The sequence below is a fragment of the Mycolicibacterium lacusdiani genome (assembly GCF_021916785.1).
GTDB lineage: Bacteria > Actinomycetota > Actinomycetes > Mycobacteriales > Mycobacteriaceae > Mycobacterium > Mycobacterium lacusdiani.
Genome location: NZ_JAKCFC010000007.1, coordinates 257,366 through 273,875 on the forward strand (window position 1 = coordinate 257,366; position 16,510 = coordinate 273,875).

Genomic DNA, 16,510 nt, shown 5'->3' on the forward strand with positions numbered 1-16,510 from the left:
GTCAGGGCCCCTGGCCGTGTTCGCGCAGCCAGGCCGCGGTGAGTTGGCGGTACGCCTGCTGGCCGATGCTGCCCTCGCGTTCGTCGAAGACGTGATCGGCGTACGGGACCGAGACCAGATGCACGTCCACGCCCGCGGCGGCGGCCCGGTCGGCGAACTCCTCCGCGCCACGGGTCGGCACCAGGTGATCGGCGGCCCCGAGCACCAGCAGCGTGGGCGGTGCTGCCGGACTCACGTGGGTAGCCGACGCGACGGCGGCGTAGCGGTCGGGGACGTCGACGGGCGATCCGCCGAGGTAGGCGGTGGCGAAGCCCTTCGCCGTGCCGCCCAGCGCGACGTCGTCGTTGGCGAAGACCCCTGCCGGGTCGACCGCTGGGTACAGCGCCGATACCGCGCCGACCGCGGGTACCACGGTGCCGCACGACGGCCGCAGCGTCCCGGCGGAAGCCATGTAGGCGGCGTTGATCGCGAGGTTGCCACCCGCGGAGTCGCCGGTCAGCGACAGCCGCGCCGGGTCACCCCCGAAGCGCTCCGCATTGTCGGCCACCCACGTCATCGCGCAGCCGATCTGACCGGTGACCACGTCCCAGAGATGGCGTTGCGGCGACGACAGCGCGTAGTCGACGGAGACGACGAGCCATCCTCGGTCGGCGAACCAGCGCAGGTCGGTGGCGTGGGCGTTGCGGTCGCCGGCCACCCAGCCGCCGCCGTGCACGAACAGCAGCACCGGCGCCGGTCTCGAGCCGGGTGGCGGGCGGAAGACGCTCAGCCGCAACGGCTCTCCATCGAACGACGAGTAGGTCTCCTCGACGTCGGGCACTGCGGCCGGTGTCGACCACACGTCCAGCGTGTCGACCAGGTCGACGTCGGCGCCCGCGTTCTCGACGACGGTCACCTGCCTGGCGACGACGTATGCCCCCGCCGCCACCGTCAGCGCGGCCACGACCACCACCGCGAGCAGTGCCCGGCTACGCCCGCGCAGCCAGAGGACCATCGCCAGCAGGGCGATGGCCGCGGTCACCAGGACCACCCACGACATGACCGGCGGCACGAAGCCTGCGGCGAGTCCGATGACGGGAACCCCGTGTAGCAGCGTCGCGAGAACACCGAGCGCGGGAAGCGCGACCAGCGCCGCGAGGACGCCCGCCCAGATTCTCAGCGGTTCAGTTCCTCAGTGCCCCGGCGCGGCGGCGGCTTCGCGTTCGGCCGCCCGGATCAGCTTCAGAGAGATGACCTGGATGGCCCCACGCAGCAGGGCCTGCATGACCGGGCCCGTGCCGCGGACGCCCTCGGTGAACCAGCCGCGCCAGCGTATGTCCGTGCCGCCCGACGCATTCGGGGTGAACAGCGCCTCGCCGTGGTAGTCCAGCGCGGGCGTCTTGGGCGCGATGAGTGCGTAGACGTGCCTGCGGTCCTGCTCGTACTCGACGGTCTTCTCGAGCATCATCATCGGCCACATCCCGACCTTGCGGACCGCGCCGATGCCGCCCGGCTCCGGATGGCCCTGGGTCTCCCAGCTGGACTGGAACACGATGGGCTTCGCCCATTCGCTCCAGCGAGCGCCATCGGCCTCGATCCGGAACAGCGTCGCGGGCGGCGCGCTGCTGGTCCGGTTGACCTCGAAGGTGAACTTCCGGCCCGACATGTCGCCTCCCGTGCGTCTCGGCGTGGATCAGTGCCGAACCCTACCGGAGTGCGGCATCGCGTTAATTCCGTGTTACGTCGCTGTTACGCCTATGCTGGCGGTATGCGCAACGAGGACGTGTTCCGCGAGGTACTGGCACTGCGACGCCGCCCGGACACCGCCGGTGTGACTGCCTCCGCGCTCGACGTACACGCACGCGCCGTTGCCCGCAGCAGCGAGTCGATCCGGCCGTCGTTCGTCTCCGACGCCGACCTCGACGCCGTCGCCCCGCCCCCCGTCACGACGATGGCCGCGATCGAGTTGTGTCTGGCCGGTCTGTGGCGCCGGACCGACGGCGGCTACGTGGTCACCGACGTCGACTACGTCGCCGACGTCGTCGCGCACGGCTTCCGGTCGCGCAGGCGGTGGCGCCACCGGGCGTCCGCAGCCCTCCGTCGGCTGTGGACCGAGTTGAACGGCGAGCGGTTCATCCCGCTGTAGCGCTGGGCCAGTCCCCGTCCTCGACCCATCGGCAGAGTGCCCGGGCGTCCGTCCGATCCGAGATCGGGCCCACCCACGTGGCCGCGCCCACCGGGGAGCGATCCACCGCGCACGGCTGCATGACCACTAGCGTGCCGGGGCGGTCGTGGCGTGCCGCGCACGCCGACGGTCCCACCAGGCAACCGGCTGCGACCAGCATGCCGTGCGGAGAGCGGCGGACCGTCCCACGCAACTCCTCGAACACGCCGTCGGGCGTGTGGCACCCGGTGCAGACGACGAGCGTGAACGGCCGCGGAGCGCCCGCACTCATCGCGGCCGGCCCGCGGGGTACGGGAGCAGGGCCATCTCGCGGGCGTTCTCGATGGCGTTGGCGACCTGGCGCTGCTGTTGCACGGTGAGCCCGGTCACGCTGCGGGAGCGGATCTTTCCGCGATCGGAGATGAACTGCCGCAGCGTGCCGGTGTCCTTGTAGTCGACGGTCTCGACGCCGAGGCCCGCGAGCATGTTGCGGCGCGGCGGCTTGCCGTCGCGCGCGTCCCGGCGGGCGGGGGGCTTCCTGGTCTTCGCCATCAGCGCTCCTCCCTGAAGTCGACGTGGCACCGCAGCACGGGGTCGTACTTGCGCAGCACGAGCCGGTCCGGGTCGTTGCGCCGGTTCTTCCTGGTGACGTAGGTGTATCCGGTGCCTGCGGTCGACTTGAGCTTGACCAAAGGCCGGATGTCGGTACGGCTGGCCACTAGATCCGCTGCCCTTCGCGTCGCAGGCGTGCGACCACGGCCTCGATGCCGTCGCGGTCGATGACCTTGATGCCCTTGGCGCTCACCCGCAGCCGCACCCGACGGCCCTCCGACGGCAGGTAGTACGTCTTGACCTGGATGTTGGGACGCCAGGTGCGCTTGGTGCGCCGATGTGAATGGGACACGTTGTTCCCGAAACCGACTGTGCGACCGGTGATCTGGCACGTAGCCGACACGGTGCACCTCCTTCGCTATTGAAAACGATTTTCGACAACCGTCGTCACGGAGGCTAGCGTAGGCCGCGCCCTAATGAAAATGATTGTCGGAAGGAGGATGGTGCGCACACCACTGCTACTGGTCGCCGGGCAGGGCGACACCGAGGCCGTGACAGGCGTGCTGACGCGGACGCCCGGCACGCTCGTCGTCGAACACCGCTTCGACGGCCACGTCGTCAGACGCACGGTGACCACCCGGGACCAGGATGAAACCAGCACGGCCGAAACGATTCTCGAACTGGCGCACGGCTGCCTGGCCTGCACCGTCCGCAACGACCTGCTGGTCCTGCTGCGCGTCCTGCATCGCCGCTGCGACATCGGGCGCATCGTCGTGCGGCTCGGCCCCTGGCTCGAGCCGGAGCCGATCGCCTGGGCGATCAACCACGTCCGCGTCCGCGTCGGACCCGGCTTCACCGACGGCCCGGCCGCCAGAGACGTCGAGATCGCCGCCGTGATCACGTGCGTCGACGCGACGGTGTGGCTGCCGCAGGCGCTGTCGGACGACGAACTGCCCGACGGGCGGACCGTCGCACAGGTCGTCGTGGGTCAGGCGGAGTTCTCCGACGCCCTGGTGCTCACCTCGCCGGACCCGCGCACACTCGACGTATTGCGCAGACTCGCGCCGCGGGCCAGGATCACCGTCGGCGTCGACCGGCTCGAACTGGGCCTGTCGCACCTCGAACCCGACGCTCGCCGGGGACGCAGCGACGACCCGCACGGCCCGCTGCTCGCTGGGCAGCCGCCACTACGCACCGACGGCGACGTGTTCCTGCTGGAGTTCAACGCGGACAGGCCATTTCACCCACACCGGCTGCACGACGCCGTGGACGCGCTGCTCGACGGCGTCGTCCGCACGCGGGGTCGGCTGTGGCTGGCCAGCCGGCCGGACCATGCCATGTGGCTGGAGTCCGCGGGCGGCGGCCTGCGGGTCAACTCGGCGGGCAAGTGGCTAACCGCCATGACGGCTCGCGAGCGTCCCTACGCCGATCCCGAACGCGCAGCGATGGCAGATCTGATGTGGCACGACGACTTCGGCGACCGGCACACGTCGATGGCCATCCTGATCTGCGGCGCCGAACCCGCCGAGGTCCACGGCGCGTTGGCAGGCGCGCTGCTCACCGACGCGGAGATGGCCGCCCGCGACGAGTGGAGCCGCTACGGCGACCCGTTCGGCGACTGGCACGCCGACCCGTGCGGCCACGAGCCCAGCACAACCACCGACGTGCCCGTGCACGGCACGGGAGAAGGAGAATTACGATGAAGCCAGGCGTCCACCCCGACTACCACCCGGTCGTCTTCCAGGACTCGAACACCGGAGCGGCGTTCCTCACCCGCTCGACGGTGACGAGTTCGCGCACCATCGAGTGGGAGACTCCGGACGGCGTTCGCACCTACCCGCTGGTCGTCGTCGAGGTCAGCGCCGACTCGCACCCATTTTGGACGGGGCGCCAGCGCGTTCTCGACTCCGCCGGGCAGGTCGAGAAGTTCCGCCGCCGCTACGGGACGCGCGGCTGACGGTCAGGCGCCCGCAGGCACCGGATAGCGGTCGTTGACGTCGGCGTTGCTGTCCTTGCGCGCGCAATGGGCGCAGCAGAAGATCGCGTCCTCGGTCTCGATGCCGTGGCCCAGGATTCGGCAGCCGCAGTGCGCGCACTCGGGCGCCAGTTGCGCTGCTGCGCACTCCACGCTGTCGAAGTCGGCCGTGCGGCCGTCCGGCCAGGTGACGGTGAACGCCTTGTCGTAGTCATTCCCGCAGGTGGCACAGATCGTCATGTCAGACCTCCCATTCGTGTCGGCGAATGGGTTCCCGGCGCACGGGTCCACAAACCCCGGGACCGGCGGTCAGGAGTGCGGGAGCCGCACGACCTGCACGAAGAACTCGTCGATCTGACGCACCGCGCTCATGAACTGGTCGAGGTCGACGGGCTTGGTGACGTAGGCGTTGGCGTGCAGCTTGTAGCTGCGCAGGATGTCCTCCTCGGCCGACGACGTGGTCAGCACGACGACCGGGATGTGCATCAGATCCGGATCGGACTTGATCTGCTCGAGCAGCTGCCTGCCGTCGTACTTGGGCAGGTTCAGGTCGAGCAGGATCAGGTCGGGCCGCGGGGCGTCCGGGTAGGCACCGCGCTTGTAGAGGAAGTCCAGTCCCTCCTCGCCATCGTGCGCGACGTGCAGGTTGTTCTTGATCTTGTTGTGCTCGAAGGCTTCCCGGGTGATCAGCTCGTCACCGGGATCGTCTTCGACCAGGAGGACGTCGATGGGTCGGGCAGAGGAGGTCATTCGCGTGTCCCTTCGAGGGCTGGCTCGGGCTCGGCGCCGGTGTTCTCCAGGGCCTCGTCGGTGCCGCCGGTCTTGGCGGCGGGCACGGGCAACGTGAACCGGAACCGCGTGCCCTCGGCATAGTCGGTGTCGATCCAGATGGTGCCGCCGTGATACTCGACGATCTTCTTACACAGTGCCAGACCGATGCCGGTTCCCGTGTATGCGTCGCGACCGTGCAGCCGCTGGAAGATCACGAACACCTTGTCGACGAACTCGTCGGCGATGCCGATGCCGTTGTCCGAGACGCTGAACGCGTACCAGCCGTCCTCGCCGGGCTCGCACTCGACGACGATCCGGGGTGGGACGCCCTCGCGGCGGAACTTCACGGCGTTGCCGATCAGGTTCTGCCACAGCATCGTCATCAGGGTCGGGTCGCCGGTGACGACGGGAAGCCCGTGCTCGGGGAGCACTAGCGTCGCGCCGCTCTCCTCGATCGACGTGGTGAGGTTGCCGCGGGCCGCCTCGATGGCCTCGCCGAGGTCCACGTCGGCCTGCGTCGAGTTCAACCGTCCGACACGGGAGAAGGTCAGGAGGTCGTTGATCAGCACCTGCATGCGCTTGGCACCGTCCACAGCGAACCGGATGTACTCGACGCCGCGTTCATCGAGTTGGTCGCCGTAGCGCTTCTCGATCAGCTGACAGAACGACGCCACCTTGCGCAGCGGTTCCTGCAGGTCGTGCGAGGCGACGTAGGCGAACTGCTCGAGTTCGGCGTTGGAGCGCCGCAGTTCGACCGTCTGGTCGTCGAGCAGCGCGCGGGCCTGCTGGGAGATCTCGAGTTCCCACACGATCCGCTGGCGCATGTCCTCGACGTCGGTCGCGATGGCGCGGATGTCCTTCGGCCCGCGCGGCACGATCTTCTTGTCGAACTCGCCCTCGGTGATGCGCCTGCACGACTCCGCGAGGTAGGACAGCGGGCGCGTCACCGCGTTGCGCACCAGGATGGCCAGCAGCACGGCGGCAACGAAGAACGCGACGATCATCGCGATCAGCACCCTGTCGCGCCAGTCCCTGACGGTGTCGAGTTCGGCGACCGCGTCGTCACGCGTCGTCATCAGGTTGGCCGACTGGACGTCGAAGACTCGGCGGATGTCGTCGAACTCGGCCTTCCCGCGTTCGATCACCGACTGGTCGACCGGCGCCGCGGCCTGCGGCACGACACTGGCGATCAGCGGTTCGGCGTACCGCGTCCGCCACTGGTCGGCAGCGGCTTCGACGGCGTCTAGATCCGCCATCAGGTCTGGCCGGTCATCCAGTCGCGCGCTCATCGCCTCGACCGCGGCGTCCTCGGCCTGCTGTCCGTCGTAGTACGGCTGGAGGAACTGCCGGTTGGCGGTGATCGCGTACCCGCGGGTGGCGGTCTCCTGGTCGCGCAGGGCCGTCTGCAGGCGGTAGGACGCGACGCGTGCGGGCTGGATGTCATCGATCAGGTCGCGGGACACGTCGTCGGTGCGGTCGACGAGGACGCCGCCCGTGATCGCACCTGCCAGCACGACCACGCCCATCGCGGACAGGACGAGGTTCTGCCAGCCCTGGACGGTGAGCTTGCGGCTCTTGGTCCCGGGCTCCCTTGGTGGTTGCGTCATGTCGCGGTCCGCTCCACCCGCACGACGGCGATGTCGTCGGACAGCCCGCCGTGTGCCTGCGCGCGTTCACCTGCGCCGTCGATGATCGCCTTCACGAACTGCCGACCCGGCAGGTCGGCGACCGACCGGGCGAGTTCCAGCAGCCCTTCCTCACCGAGGCGCTCGTTGCCCCGGCCGGCGTGACCCTCGAAGATGCCGTCGGTGAGCAGCACCAGGCCATATCCGTGCGGCAACTCCAACTCGCTCAGCGGCCAGTTCTGCCCGTTGAGGCCGAGCGCGGGGCCAGCGGGCGGCTCGAGCCATTCGACGGTGGACGCGCCGTGCAGCAGCATCCCGGGGTGCCCGGCCCGGACGACGGTGAAGTGCCCGTCGGGTGCGAGGGCCACGCTGAGCACCGTCGCGAACACGCCGCTGCTCACCGGGCTCTCGGCCCGCAGGATCCGTTCGAGCTGGCGCATGCGCTCGTTGCCGCGCAGGCCAGCGAACGTCAGCGCCCGCCAGCCGATCCGCAGGGCCACCCCCAGTGCGGCGGCGTCCGGCCCGTGCCCGGCCACGTCGCCGACCATGACGTGGACCGTGCGGTCGGGGGTCTGGACGAAGTCGTAGAAGTCGCCACCGAGGAGGGCGTTCTGGTGGCTGGGGCGGTACTGGGCCTCGATCTCCACGCCCGGGTTCTCGTGCAGCAGCGGCGTCGGCAGCAGCCCGCGGGCCAACCGGGCGTTCTCCAGTGCGGTGAGCTGGCTGGCGCGCAAGGCGACGGCGGTGAGTTCGGCACGCTTGCGTTCGATTGCGTAGAGCAGGGCGCGGCGCAGCATCTCCGGCTCCACCCGGCCCTTGACCAGGTAGTCCTGGGCGCCCGACGCGACTGCCGACACCCCGAAGTGCTCGTCGAACAGGCCGGTGAGCACGACGACGGGAACGTGATCGTCACGCTTGGTGATGCGGTCCAGCGCGCTGATGCCGTTGGCGTCGGGCAGGTTGAGGTCCAGCAGCACGCAGTCGGGCCGCGACTTGGAGAGTTCACGCTCGGCGTCGGCCATCGACGGCGCCCACACCACGGCGATGTCCGCGTTCGTGTCGGCGATCAGTTCCTCGACGAGGATCGCGTCGGCCCGGTCGTCCTCGACCAATAGGACTGACAGCTGCTGGCCAGGAGCAGCTGGGTCGAATTCAGGTTTGAGCACGGGCTTCCGACGCATGTGGTGGTGGACGGGTGAACGATGCAATGACAATACCGACGACCGGCGGCGTCGTTGTGCTGGTTCGGAAGTTGACTAACGCGGGGTCGAGTCGCGCACGCCGCGGTAGATTCCGCGCCGCACGATCACGGGCATCAGCACGCGCTCGAACGACCACGCCGGGAACCGGAACGCGCGGCCGTTCGGCGCGAACACCTCGAGCCCGTCGCGCTGGATGCCGATGATCGATCCCCACCTGGACTTCGGCGGGCGGTAGGAGCGCAGCGGGCGGCCCTCGAAGTAGGCGAGCAGGTTGTCCGCGAGCAGCCCGTCGGCCCGGTTGCGGGCCGAGCTGCGCTGCGGGTCGGTCGCCGCGACGTCGCCGAGCGCGAACACGCCGCGGCGGCCGGGCACCTGCAGTTCGGGCGTCACGCGGACGAAGCCGTCGTCGTCGAGCAGCGCGGACGGCAGCCACGCGGTGTTGGGGCTGACCCGGCCGATGGTCCACAGCACGGCGTCGGCCCACGCGTCGGGCTGGCCGGTGCTCCACCGGACCGGCCCCGTGGTGATCTCGTCGCCGGTGAACTCGTCGGGCAGGACGGCGCGGTGCCCGGGGCGCAGTTTTACGCCTGCGTCGACGAGCCTGCGCTCGATCCGCGACCACGTCCTCGGGTGGTACTGGGTCAGCGCGCGGTCGCCGGGGAAGTACAGCTCGACGCGCTTGGCGGGCCAGGTCCTGGCGATGTTCGCGGCACTGCTGACCGCGGCCGCGCCGCCGCCGACGACGATCACCGACGCCGACGCGGACAGCCGGTCGTGCGCCGCGTGCAGGTCGGCGCCGATCTCGGTGTGCGACTGCAGGGTCGGCTGCCGCCAGAAGCCGTTCGTGACACCCGTGGAGATCACCAGTGCGTCGTAGCCCACGGTCGCCGTGTCCCCGTGGGCCGTGCGCACGGACACCGTGCGGCCGTCGAGGTCGGCGCCGGTGAGGGTGCCGTGCACGGTGCGCACCCGGTCGAGACCGCGGAACCGGTCGAATGCGATCCAGTTGTGCTGAGCCCAGTGGTCGGGTCTGCTGATGCGCCAGCCGAGTTCCTGCCCGCTCACCAGCCCCGGCTTCGACGAGATGCCCACGACGTCGACGTCGGGCCGCTTGGCGAGCTTGATCGCGGTCAGCACGCCGCTGTCGCCGAGACCCGCGATGACGATGCGCTTCACGATCGGCCGCGCTTGGGTGGGCGGGGCACGAACGTGGACACCCGGTCGATCACCTGCTGGTACTCGGGGCGGCGCTGCAGGCTGCGTTCCTCCATCATCGGGATGCTGGCGCCGAGGAACAGCGCGAGCATCACAGCCGCGCCTGCCATCAGCCACCAGGCGTCGGCGGGTGCCGCCGCCACGCCGAACAGGCCGAGGGCGAACCAGAACCCGAACTCGCCGAAGTAGTTGGGGTGCCGCGACCACGACCACAGCCCGCGGTCCATCGCCTCGCCCGGCTTGCGTACCCGCGCGAAGCGGTGCATCTGGACGTCGGCGACGAGTTCGAGTGTCACCGCCGCGACGCCGATGACGAACGCCACGACGGCGAGCCAGGCGATCCCGTCGCCGGGCCGGGTCACCGCGACGTACACCGGCACCATGCCGAGGAACACCTGCAGCGTCGGGATGACGTGGATGGCGACCAGGTCGGCGAAGAACTCCCACTTGCCCGCCCGGTCGCGGAACATCGGGTAGCGCCAGTCCTCGTGGTGCAGGCCGGGAAAGGCGTACACCCAGTTGCCGGTCAGGCGCACGGCCCAGAGCACCACGACCGTGGCGACCAGCACGGCGCGCAGGTCGTCGACGCCCGGGCCGGCCTGGCTCCACCAGTAGAAGAGCAGCAGCGGCGGGATGACGCTCCAGTACGCGTCGTAGAAACTCGAGTTGCGGTAGGCCCGGCTGAACGTGAAGACGACGAGGGTGGCGAGCACGTCCGCGATCAGGGTGTCGAGCCACAGCCGGCCTGTGGTGGGACCCCAGATCAGCCATGCCGCGGCGACCGCGATCGCGATGACGTAGGCGAGCGTGACGATGGCGAGCGACGCCGCCTTCGATCTGGTCTGCAACGCCGCCTCGGCCATGGTTCCCTCCGGCTCGAAAGTGGCCGAACTGTAACACGTTCTAATTCGGTCGCGGGGCGGGTTTCGGCTCGGGCCGTAACCTGTCGACGTGACCGACCAGATGGCTGCCGAGGGCCGTATTTGCGTTCCCGCCGACCTCGATGCCGTCACCGCGGTCGGCGAGGAGAACGACACCGTGCTGCCCGCGGGCGCAGCCGACCGGATCTGGGAGAAGACCCGGCACTGGTACCGGGCTGGCATGCACCCGGCAATCCAGGTGTGCCTGCGCGTCGACGGCGAGGTGGTGCTCAACCGGGCGATCGGGCACGGCTGGGGCAACGGACCGGCCGACTCGCCCGACGCCGACCGCGTCGCGGTCACCACCGACACGCCGTTCTGCGCGTACTCGGCGGCCAAGGCGATGACGAGCACCGTCGTGCACATGCTGGTCGAGCGCGGCGCGTTCTCGCTCGACGACCGGGTGTGCGAGTACCTGCCCAGCTACACCAGCCACGGCAAGGACCGCACCACGATCCGGCACGTGATGACCCACAGCGCGGGCGTCCCGTTCGCGACCGGGCCCAAGCCCGACGTGAAGCGCATGGACGACAGCGAGTACGCCCGCGAGATGCTCGGCAAGCTGAAGCCGATCTACAAGCCGGGTCTGGTGCACGTCTACCACGCGCTGACGTGGGGGCCGCTGGTGCGCGAGATCGTCTCGGCCGCAACGGGCCGCAACATCCGCGAGATCCTCGCCACCGAGATCCTCGACCCGCTGGGCTTCCGCTGGACCAACTACGGCGTGCTGCCCACCGACGTCCCACTCGTCGCGCCGAGCCACGCTACGGGCAAGCCACTGCCGCCGCCGATGGCCAAGGCGTTCAAGACCGCGATCGGCGGGACGACCCACCAGCTCATCCCGTTCACCAACACAGAGCGTTACCTGACCGGTGTGCTGCCGTCGTCGAACACGGTGTCGACGGCCCACGAGCTGTCCCGGTTCGCCGAGATCTGGACCCGCGGAGGCGAACTCGACGGCGTCCGGGTGATGTTACCCGAGACGTTGCGCGAGGCGACCCGGCAAGCCCGCCGGTTGCGGCCCGACGTCGCGACGGGCATGGTGCCTCTGCGCTGGGGCACGGGTTTCATGCTGGGCTCCAAGCGCTTTGGTCCGTTCGGCAGGGACGCCCCTGACGCGTTCGGGCACACCGGGCTGGTGAACGTCGCGGTATACTCCGACCCGTCGCGCCGGCTCTCGGCGGGCATCATCAGCAGCGGCAAGCCGGGCGGCCACCGCGAGGCCAAGCGGTACCCGGCGCTGCTCGACGCCATCGCCGCGGAGGTCCCCAGGGTCCGCTAGCTCGGCCCAAGCACGTACCGGCCGTCGTCGGGGTGGTGGTACCAGCCGCCCGCCGCAGCGGTGCCGCCGTCGACGTGCAGCGTCTGCCCGGTGACGTAGGAACTCAGGTCGGACGCGAGGAACACTGCGGCGCCTGCCATCTCGTCGACGTGCCCGACCCGGCCCATTGGGATGGTGTTGCTGGTGCGCGCCTCCCATCCCGGTGGCGCCATGTTCGCCAGCCCCTCGGTGGCGGTGACGTCGGGCGCCAGGCCGTTGACGCGGATGCCGTGCGGCGCGAGTTCGAGTGCGGCGGTGCGGGTGTAGTTGACGACGCCCGCCTTGGCCGCCGAGTAGGCGGCGTATCCCGGTGCGGCCCGGAACCCCTCGATGGAGGTGACGTTGACGATGCTGCCGCCGAGTTCGGCGGCGACCATCGCCTTGGCGACGCGTTGGGTACACAGCAGCACGTGGGTCAGATTCGATCGGATCAGCGCGTCCCACCCGTTGGGTGAGGTGTCGAGGATTCCCGATGCGAAGACGCCGCCGGCGTTGTTCACCAGAATCGTTGGTACGCCCAGTGTCTCGATCGTGGTGGCCAGCGCCTCGTCGACCAGGTCCGTATCGCGGACGTCGACCGTGCATGCCAGCCCGCCGCACTTCTCGGCGACCGCGGCGGCGGTCTCGCCGTCGCGTTCCCAGATCGCGACCTTGGCGCCGTAGGCGGCGAAGCCCTCGGCGATGCCGCGCCCGATCCCCGACCCGCCACCGGTGACGACGGCGACCCGCCCGTCGAGGAACGCGGCATCGCGTCTGAGCACCATGGCCTCACCGTAAGCGCAGTCGGTGGCGTCCTCTAGTCCCATCCGTCACTCGAGCCCCCGCGCGAGTCGGCGTGGTCGACCGCCCAATGTTCCACCTGGTGAGCGAATTGGGCCGGATTCACCCCCCGCCCTTTCTTGACGGGTGTCGACTTCCTATCGTGGGCAGATGAGCAACGACGCTGATGTCGACCGGGTGGCCGACCTCGCCCACCGGGTGGTCGCCGAACACGATCCGAAGTCCGTTCCGATTCCCGAGTACCTCGCCGCCTGCTACGACGCAGGCCTGTCCTGGGTCCACTTTCCCGAGGGTCTCGGCGGCCTCGGCGTCTCGCGGCGCCTGCAGGCGGTCGCCGACGGCATCCTGCAGGGCGCGGGCGGCCCGGTCCCCCTGGGCCTGAACCCGATGGGCTACGGCATGGCGGCGCCCACCATCCGCGAGCACGCCCAGGACGACGACCTCAAGAAGTCGTGGCTGCGCCCGCTGGCCAGCACCGAGCACATCTGGTGTCAGCTGTTCTCCGAGCCGGGCGCCGGTTCCGACCTGGCCGGGCTCGCGACGTCCGCGGTGCCCGACGGTGACGAATGGGTCGTCAACGGACAGAAGGTGTGGACGAGCCTCGCCCACCGCGCCCGGTGGGGTCTGCTGCTCGCCCGCACCGACCCCAACGTGGCCAAGCACAAGGGCCTCACGTACTTCGTCGTCGACATGCACGGGCCCGGCGTCGAGACGCGGCCGCTGCGGCAGCTGACCGGCCAGGCCGAGTTCAACGAGGTGTACTTCTCCGACGCCCGCATCCCCGACGCCCACCGCCTGGGTGCCGTCGGCAACGGGTGGAACGTCGCGATGACGACGCTGATGAACGAACGCAGCGCACTCGGCGGCAGCGGTAGCAGGCGCGGCGCGGGCACGATCTCCGAGGCCGTCTCGCTGTGGGCGGCGCGGCCCGATCTGCAGACCCCGGTGCTCCGCGACCGGCTCACCCAGCTGTGGTTGCGGTCGGAGGCGCAACGGCTCACCTCCGAGCGGTCGCGCGCGGCGGCCACGATGGGCGGACCCGGGCCGGAGGGCTCGATCGGCAAGATGGTCGGCGCCGAGCTGAACCAGCTGATCTACCAGTTCTGCATGGACCTGCTCGGCCCGGAGGGCACGCTATACCACGGCTACAGCTCCGGTAGGGATCCCGAGAACGAATCCGATTGGCGCGGACCGATTCAACAGCGGTTCCTGCGCAGCCGTGCCAACACGATCGAGGGCGGCACCTCCGAAGTCATGCGAAACATCCTCGGCGAGCGCATCCTCGGCCTGCCAGGCGACCTGCGTGCCGATGCCGGCATGCCCTGGAAGGAGATTCCCCGTGGCTGAGCCATTCATCTTCACCGACGAGCAGGCCCAACTGCGCGAGGCGGTGAGCCGGTTCTGCGCCGATCACTTCGACGAGGCCGCCGTACGACGGCTCATGGAGTCCGACCCGCCGTTCGACCGCAAGGCATGGGCGCGACTCGGCGGGGAGCTGGGCGTGCTGGGCCTGTCCGTGCCGGAAACCGATGGTGGCGTTGGTGGTTCGCTGATCGATCAGGCCGTCGCCGTCGAACGGCTCGGCGCCGCACTTGCCTGCGGGCCGCTGTTCGGCACGGTGTACCTGGCCATCCCCGCTCTCGTCGCCGCACCGGGCGGTGCGGTCCGCGACGCTCTACTGCCCGAACTCGTCGAGGGCAGGCGCACGGCGGCCTTCGCCGTTGGCGACCGAGCAGGCGCGTTCGATCCGGCAGCGGTCACCGTCACCGCGTCGGCGTTGGGCGAGGACTGGACGCTGACCGGGACGGTGCCGCGCGTCGTGGACGCCCCGTCAGCGGACGACCTGCTGGTCGCGGCGACGGGACCCGACGGGGTGGCGCTCTACGCCGTCGACGCGGGTTCACCAGGTGTGCAACGCATCTCCCTGGCCACCCTGGACCTGACCCGGCCGCAAGCCGACGTCGAGTTCACCGATGCGCCCGCGAAGCTGGTGGCGGGACCGGACGAAGCGGTGCGCGTCATCGAGCACGCCCTCCAGGTCGGGTCGGCGCTGCTGGCCGTCGAACAGGTCGGCGCCGCACGGCATCTGCTGGATTTGTCCGTCGAGTACGCCAAGACCCGGCTGCAGTTCGGCAGGCCCATCGGGTCGTTCCAGGCCGTGAAGCACAAGCTGGCCGACCTGCTCGTCGAGGTCGAGCACGCGCAGTCGACCGCGTACCACGCGGTGTGGGCGTTGGCCGATGGCACCGGCGACCCGGCGCTGGAGGCGAGCATCGCCCAGGCGGTGTGCTCGGCGGCCTTCGCCCGCGTCGCGACCGACACCATCCAGGTGCACGGCGGCATCGGGTTCACCTGGGAACACCAAACCCACCTCTACTACAAGCGCGCGACCACCGACGCCGCACTGCTTGGCAGTCCCGAACAGCACCGCAATCGCGTCGCCGAGCTGGTGCTCGACGTCGCGACCGCGGACCGTCCGCCGCGGGTAGCCGACGGGAGGAGCGCGTAGCCATGAGCACCTTTCATCCCGCCATGCAGAAGGCGCATCTCGCCGACATCGACAGCGACGTCCACGGACTCATCTCCAAACGCACTGCCGAACTCACCGGGGTGTCGGTGACCGAGGTGACGTTCGACCGGGGCGCCCGCTGGTCGAACGACCTCAAACAGTACGCGGGCACCGAGCTGTGCGAGCTGCCGCACGTCGCCCTCGTCCTGCGCGGCGCCCTCGGCGTCCAGATGGCCGACGGGTCCGAGGAGGTCTTCTCCGCGGGCGACGTCATGCTGCTGCCGCCCGGCCACGATGCCTGGTGCGTGGGCGACGAGGCCTGCACGTTCGTCGAATTCTCGCGCGGCGCAGACTATTACGCCGGCTAATACCTGACGTCACTGGCCAGCAGCGGCGGGTAGACCGCCGACGGTCGCCCGTCGACCGTGGCGCCCGCGAACTGCAGCATCGTGGCCATGTCCCCGTTGAGCGCGGCGGGGTAGCTCAACGCGGGGGCCGACGCGTCGTCGAGCCGGGCGACCTGGTCGGAGGTGAGCGCCACGTCCAGCCCGGCGAGGTTGGCGGTGAGGTGCTCGAGGCGCCGCGCCCCGATGATCGGCACCACGGTGCCCGGTCGCGCCCGCAGCCAGGCCAGCGAGACGGCGGCCGAGGAGACACCGGCCTCGGCTGCCACGTCAGCGACCGCCTCGATGACGCGGAACTCGTCGTCGGACGGCCCGCCCACGAATGCGACGCGGGCGGAGTCGGTGACCGCCGCCCCGCGCCGGTACTTACCCGACAGGAACCCGTTCTTCAGTGGACTCCACGGCACCAGCGCCATGCCGGTGTCCAGCGCCAGCGGTGCCAGTTCACCCTCGACGGTGCGGGCGAGCAGCGAGTACTCGACTTGCAGCGCGATCAGTGGCGCCCAACCCTTCAGCAGCGCGGTGGTCTGCGCCTGCGCGGTGACCCATGCCGGGGTGTTCGAGAACCCGACGTAGCGGATGGTGCCTGCGCGGACCAGGTCGTCGAGGGTCGACATCGTCTCCTCGATCGGAGTGTGCCTGTCCCAGTTGTGCATCCAATACACGTCGAGGTAGTCGGTGTTCAGCCGGCGCAGCGTCTCGCGCAACTGGGCGCGGATCGAGGACCGGCCCGCACCGCCGCCGTTCGGGTCACCGGGGTGCATGTTGGTGAAGAACTTCGACGCCAGCACCACGTGCTCGCGCCTGCCGGGCCGGGCTGCGAACCAGTCGCCGAGGATCTTCTCGGAGTGGCCGTTGGTGTAGAAGTTCGCGGTGTCGACGAAGTTCCCGCCGAGGTCGAGATACGTTTCGAGGATGCGCTCGGACTCCTCGACGGACGTCCCTGCACCACCCGGGTCGTTGCCGAACGTCATCGCGCCGAGCGCGAACGGGCTGACCCGAAGTCCGGACCTACCGAGGGTGACGTAGTGATCGAGTGACATGAATCCATCTCCTAGCGTTGCGTTTTGGATGGCTCCATTCAATGCGCGAA

At 69.9% G+C, this 16,510-nt stretch carries 21 protein-coding genes; 7 read left to right on the forward strand and 14 right to left on the reverse strand.

Going from position 1 to position 16,510, the window contains the following annotated elements; translation table 11 throughout:
* Position 1 precedes the first annotated feature (1 nt).
* Positions 2–1,021 carry an alpha/beta hydrolase gene (locus LOK44_RS21225; protein WP_237572056.1) on the reverse strand — a complete coding sequence of 340 codons (1,020 nt, stop codon included), beginning with the start codon at positions 1,019–1,021 and terminating at the stop codon, positions 2–4.
* A 150-nt stretch (positions 1,022–1,171) separates the two neighbouring features.
* Positions 1,172–1,645, reverse strand: coding sequence for an SRPBCC family protein (locus LOK44_RS21230; protein WP_237572057.1), 474 nt, complete (start codon positions 1,643–1,645; stop codon positions 1,172–1,174).
* Positions 1,646–1,747: 102 nt separating this feature from the next.
* Between LOK44_RS21230 and LOK44_RS21235 the strand changes: the two genes are divergently transcribed.
* Positions 1,748–2,125, forward strand: coding sequence for a hypothetical protein (locus LOK44_RS21235; protein WP_237572058.1), 378 nt, complete (start codon positions 1,748–1,750; stop codon positions 2,123–2,125).
* Here the strand turns inward: LOK44_RS21235 and LOK44_RS21240 are convergent.
* The 4 genes from LOK44_RS21240 to rpmB are packed head-to-tail and all read right to left on the reverse strand — an operon-like array spanning position 2,112 to position 3,098.
* Positions 2,112–2,435: a hypothetical protein gene (locus tag LOK44_RS21240; RefSeq protein ID WP_237572059.1), complete on the reverse strand. Its 324-nt coding sequence runs from the start codon at positions 2,433–2,435 to the stop codon at positions 2,112–2,114. The genes LOK44_RS21235 and LOK44_RS21240 overlap by 14 nt on opposite strands.
* Positions 2,432–2,695 carry a 30S ribosomal protein S18 gene (rpsR, locus tag LOK44_RS21245; RefSeq protein ID WP_237572060.1) on the reverse strand — a complete coding sequence of 88 codons (264 nt, stop codon included), beginning with the start codon at positions 2,693–2,695 and terminating at the stop codon, positions 2,432–2,434. The genes LOK44_RS21240 and rpsR overlap by 4 nt, the downstream gene beginning before the upstream one ends.
* Positions 2,695–2,862 (reverse strand): 50S ribosomal protein L33, encoded by a 168-nt coding sequence (rpmG, locus tag LOK44_RS21250; RefSeq protein ID WP_237572061.1) that lies wholly within the window; start codon positions 2,860–2,862, stop codon positions 2,695–2,697. Before rpmG ends, rpsR begins: the two co-directional genes overlap by 1 nt.
* The gene (rpmB, locus tag LOK44_RS21255; protein WP_237572062.1) at positions 2,862–3,098 is read right to left on the reverse strand and encodes a 50S ribosomal protein L28; all 237 of its coding nucleotides are present in this window, start codon (positions 3,096–3,098) and stop codon (positions 2,862–2,864) included. Before rpmB ends, rpmG begins: the two co-directional genes overlap by 1 nt.
* Positions 3,099–3,198: 100 nt before the next feature.
* Here rpmB and mrf point away from each other — a divergent pair, with 100 nt between their 5' ends.
* Both mrf and LOK44_RS21265 read left to right on the forward strand, forming a co-directional pair.
* Positions 3,199–4,398: a ribosome hibernation factor-recruiting GTPase MRF gene (mrf, locus tag LOK44_RS21260; RefSeq protein WP_237572063.1), complete on the forward strand. Its 1,200-nt coding sequence runs from the start codon at positions 3,199–3,201 to the stop codon at positions 4,396–4,398.
* Entirely contained in the window at positions 4,395–4,652 is a 258-nt protein-coding gene (locus LOK44_RS21265) for a type B 50S ribosomal protein L31 (RefSeq protein ID WP_237572064.1), read from the forward strand. Before mrf ends, LOK44_RS21265 begins: the two co-directional genes overlap by 4 nt.
* A gap of 3 nt (positions 4,653–4,655) precedes the next feature.
* Here the strand turns inward: LOK44_RS21265 and LOK44_RS21270 are convergent, their stop codons facing one another.
* From LOK44_RS21270 to LOK44_RS21295, 6 genes are all read right to left on the reverse strand, one after another.
* Positions 4,656–4,910: a metallothionein gene (locus tag LOK44_RS21270; RefSeq protein WP_163920523.1), complete on the reverse strand. Its 255-nt coding sequence runs from the start codon at positions 4,908–4,910 to the stop codon at positions 4,656–4,658.
* A gap of 69 nt (positions 4,911–4,979) precedes the next feature.
* Positions 4,980–5,420 (reverse strand): response regulator, encoded by a 441-nt coding sequence (locus LOK44_RS21275; RefSeq protein WP_163920521.1) that lies wholly within the window; start codon positions 5,418–5,420, stop codon positions 4,980–4,982.
* Positions 5,417–7,048, reverse strand: coding sequence for a sensor histidine kinase (locus LOK44_RS21280; RefSeq protein WP_237572065.1), 1,632 nt, complete (start codon positions 7,046–7,048; stop codon positions 5,417–5,419). The genes LOK44_RS21275 and LOK44_RS21280 overlap by 4 nt, the downstream gene beginning before the upstream one ends.
* Positions 7,045–8,232, reverse strand: coding sequence for a PP2C family protein-serine/threonine phosphatase (locus LOK44_RS21285; protein ID WP_237572066.1), 1,188 nt, complete (start codon positions 8,230–8,232; stop codon positions 7,045–7,047). The genes LOK44_RS21280 and LOK44_RS21285 overlap by 4 nt, the downstream gene beginning before the upstream one ends.
* 90 nt (positions 8,233–8,322) lie before the next feature.
* Positions 8,323–9,444, reverse strand: coding sequence for an FAD-dependent oxidoreductase (locus tag LOK44_RS21290; RefSeq protein ID WP_237572067.1), 1,122 nt, complete (start codon positions 9,442–9,444; stop codon positions 8,323–8,325).
* On the reverse strand, positions 9,441–10,346 hold the full coding sequence (locus tag LOK44_RS21295; protein ID WP_237572068.1) for a DUF1295 domain-containing protein: 906 nt from the start codon (positions 10,344–10,346) through the stop codon (positions 9,441–9,443). Before LOK44_RS21295 ends, LOK44_RS21290 begins: the two co-directional genes overlap by 4 nt.
* 100 nt (positions 10,347–10,446) lie before the next feature.
* On the opposite strand from LOK44_RS21295, the gene lipE reads away from it, so the two are divergent.
* Positions 10,447–11,685: a lipase LipE gene (gene lipE, locus LOK44_RS21300; RefSeq protein WP_237572137.1), complete on the forward strand. Its 1,239-nt coding sequence runs from the start codon at positions 10,447–10,449 to the stop codon at positions 11,683–11,685.
* Here lipE and LOK44_RS21305 read toward each other — a convergent pair.
* Positions 11,682–12,488: an SDR family NAD(P)-dependent oxidoreductase gene (locus LOK44_RS21305; protein ID WP_237572069.1), complete on the reverse strand. Its 807-nt coding sequence runs from the start codon at positions 12,486–12,488 to the stop codon at positions 11,682–11,684. The two genes, lipE and LOK44_RS21305, sit on opposite strands and share 4 nt — an antisense overlap.
* A gap of 166 nt (positions 12,489–12,654) precedes the next feature.
* Between LOK44_RS21305 and LOK44_RS21310 the strand changes: the two genes are divergently transcribed.
* From LOK44_RS21310 to LOK44_RS21320, 3 genes are read left to right on the forward strand one after another with little or no spacing between them, the layout of a single operon-like run.
* On the forward strand, positions 12,655–13,851 hold the full coding sequence (locus tag LOK44_RS21310) for an acyl-CoA dehydrogenase family protein (RefSeq protein ID WP_237572070.1): 1,197 nt from the start codon (positions 12,655–12,657) through the stop codon (positions 13,849–13,851).
* Positions 13,844–15,013, forward strand: a complete 1,170-nt coding sequence (locus LOK44_RS21315; RefSeq protein ID WP_237572071.1) for an acyl-CoA dehydrogenase family protein — start codon at positions 13,844–13,846, stop codon at positions 15,011–15,013. Before LOK44_RS21310 ends, LOK44_RS21315 begins: the two co-directional genes overlap by 8 nt.
* A gap of 2 nt (positions 15,014–15,015) precedes the next feature.
* On the forward strand, positions 15,016–15,381 hold the full coding sequence (locus tag LOK44_RS21320) for a cupin domain-containing protein (RefSeq protein ID WP_237572072.1): 366 nt from the start codon (positions 15,016–15,018) through the stop codon (positions 15,379–15,381).
* Here LOK44_RS21320 and LOK44_RS21325 read toward each other — a convergent pair.
* Positions 15,378–16,460, reverse strand: coding sequence for an aldo/keto reductase (locus LOK44_RS21325; RefSeq protein ID WP_237572073.1), 1,083 nt, complete (start codon positions 16,458–16,460; stop codon positions 15,378–15,380). The two genes, LOK44_RS21320 and LOK44_RS21325, sit on opposite strands and share 4 nt — an antisense overlap.
* Positions 16,461–16,510: the final 50 nt, after the last annotated feature.

Bases quoted from the DNA above. Each gene is read 5' to 3' on its own strand.
- LOK44_RS21230 (WP_237572057.1), bottom strand. From the start codon at position 1,645: ATGTCGGGCCGGAAGTTCACCTTCGAGGTCAACCGGACCAGCAGCGCG.
- LOK44_RS21275 (WP_163920521.1), bottom strand. From the start codon at position 5,420: ATGACCTCCTCTGCCCGACCCATCGACGTCCTCCTGGTCGAAGACGAT.
- LOK44_RS21240 (WP_237572059.1), bottom strand. From the start codon at position 2,435: ATGAGTGCGGGCGCTCCGCGGCCGTTCACGCTCGTCGTCTGCACCGGG.
- lipE (WP_237572137.1), top strand. From the start codon at position 10,447: ATGGCTGCCGAGGGCCGTATTTGCGTTCCCGCCGACCTCGATGCCGTC.
- LOK44_RS21265 (WP_237572064.1), top strand. From the start codon at position 4,395: ATGAAGCCAGGCGTCCACCCCGACTACCACCCGGTCGTCTTCCAGGAC.
- LOK44_RS21295 (WP_237572068.1), bottom strand. From the start codon at position 10,346: ATGGCCGAGGCGGCGTTGCAGACCAGATCGAAGGCGGCGTCGCTCGCC.
- LOK44_RS21325 (WP_237572073.1), bottom strand. From the start codon at position 16,460: ATGTCACTCGATCACTACGTCACCCTCGGTAGGTCCGGACTTCGGGTC.
- LOK44_RS21280 (WP_237572065.1), bottom strand. From the start codon at position 7,048: ATGACGCAACCACCAAGGGAGCCCGGGACCAAGAGCCGCAAGCTCACC.
- LOK44_RS21270 (WP_163920523.1), bottom strand. From the start codon at position 4,910: ATGACGATCTGTGCCACCTGCGGGAATGACTACGACAAGGCGTTCACC.
- LOK44_RS21320 (WP_237572072.1), top strand. From the start codon at position 15,016: ATGAGCACCTTTCATCCCGCCATGCAGAAGGCGCATCTCGCCGACATC.
- LOK44_RS21305 (WP_237572069.1), bottom strand. From the start codon at position 12,488: ATGGTGCTCAGACGCGATGCCGCGTTCCTCGACGGGCGGGTCGCCGTC.
- rpsR (WP_237572060.1), bottom strand. From the start codon at position 2,695: ATGGCGAAGACCAGGAAGCCCCCCGCCCGCCGGGACGCGCGCGACGGC.
- LOK44_RS21235 (WP_237572058.1), top strand. From the start codon at position 1,748: ATGCGCAACGAGGACGTGTTCCGCGAGGTACTGGCACTGCGACGCCGC.
- LOK44_RS21310 (WP_237572070.1), top strand. From the start codon at position 12,655: ATGAGCAACGACGCTGATGTCGACCGGGTGGCCGACCTCGCCCACCGG.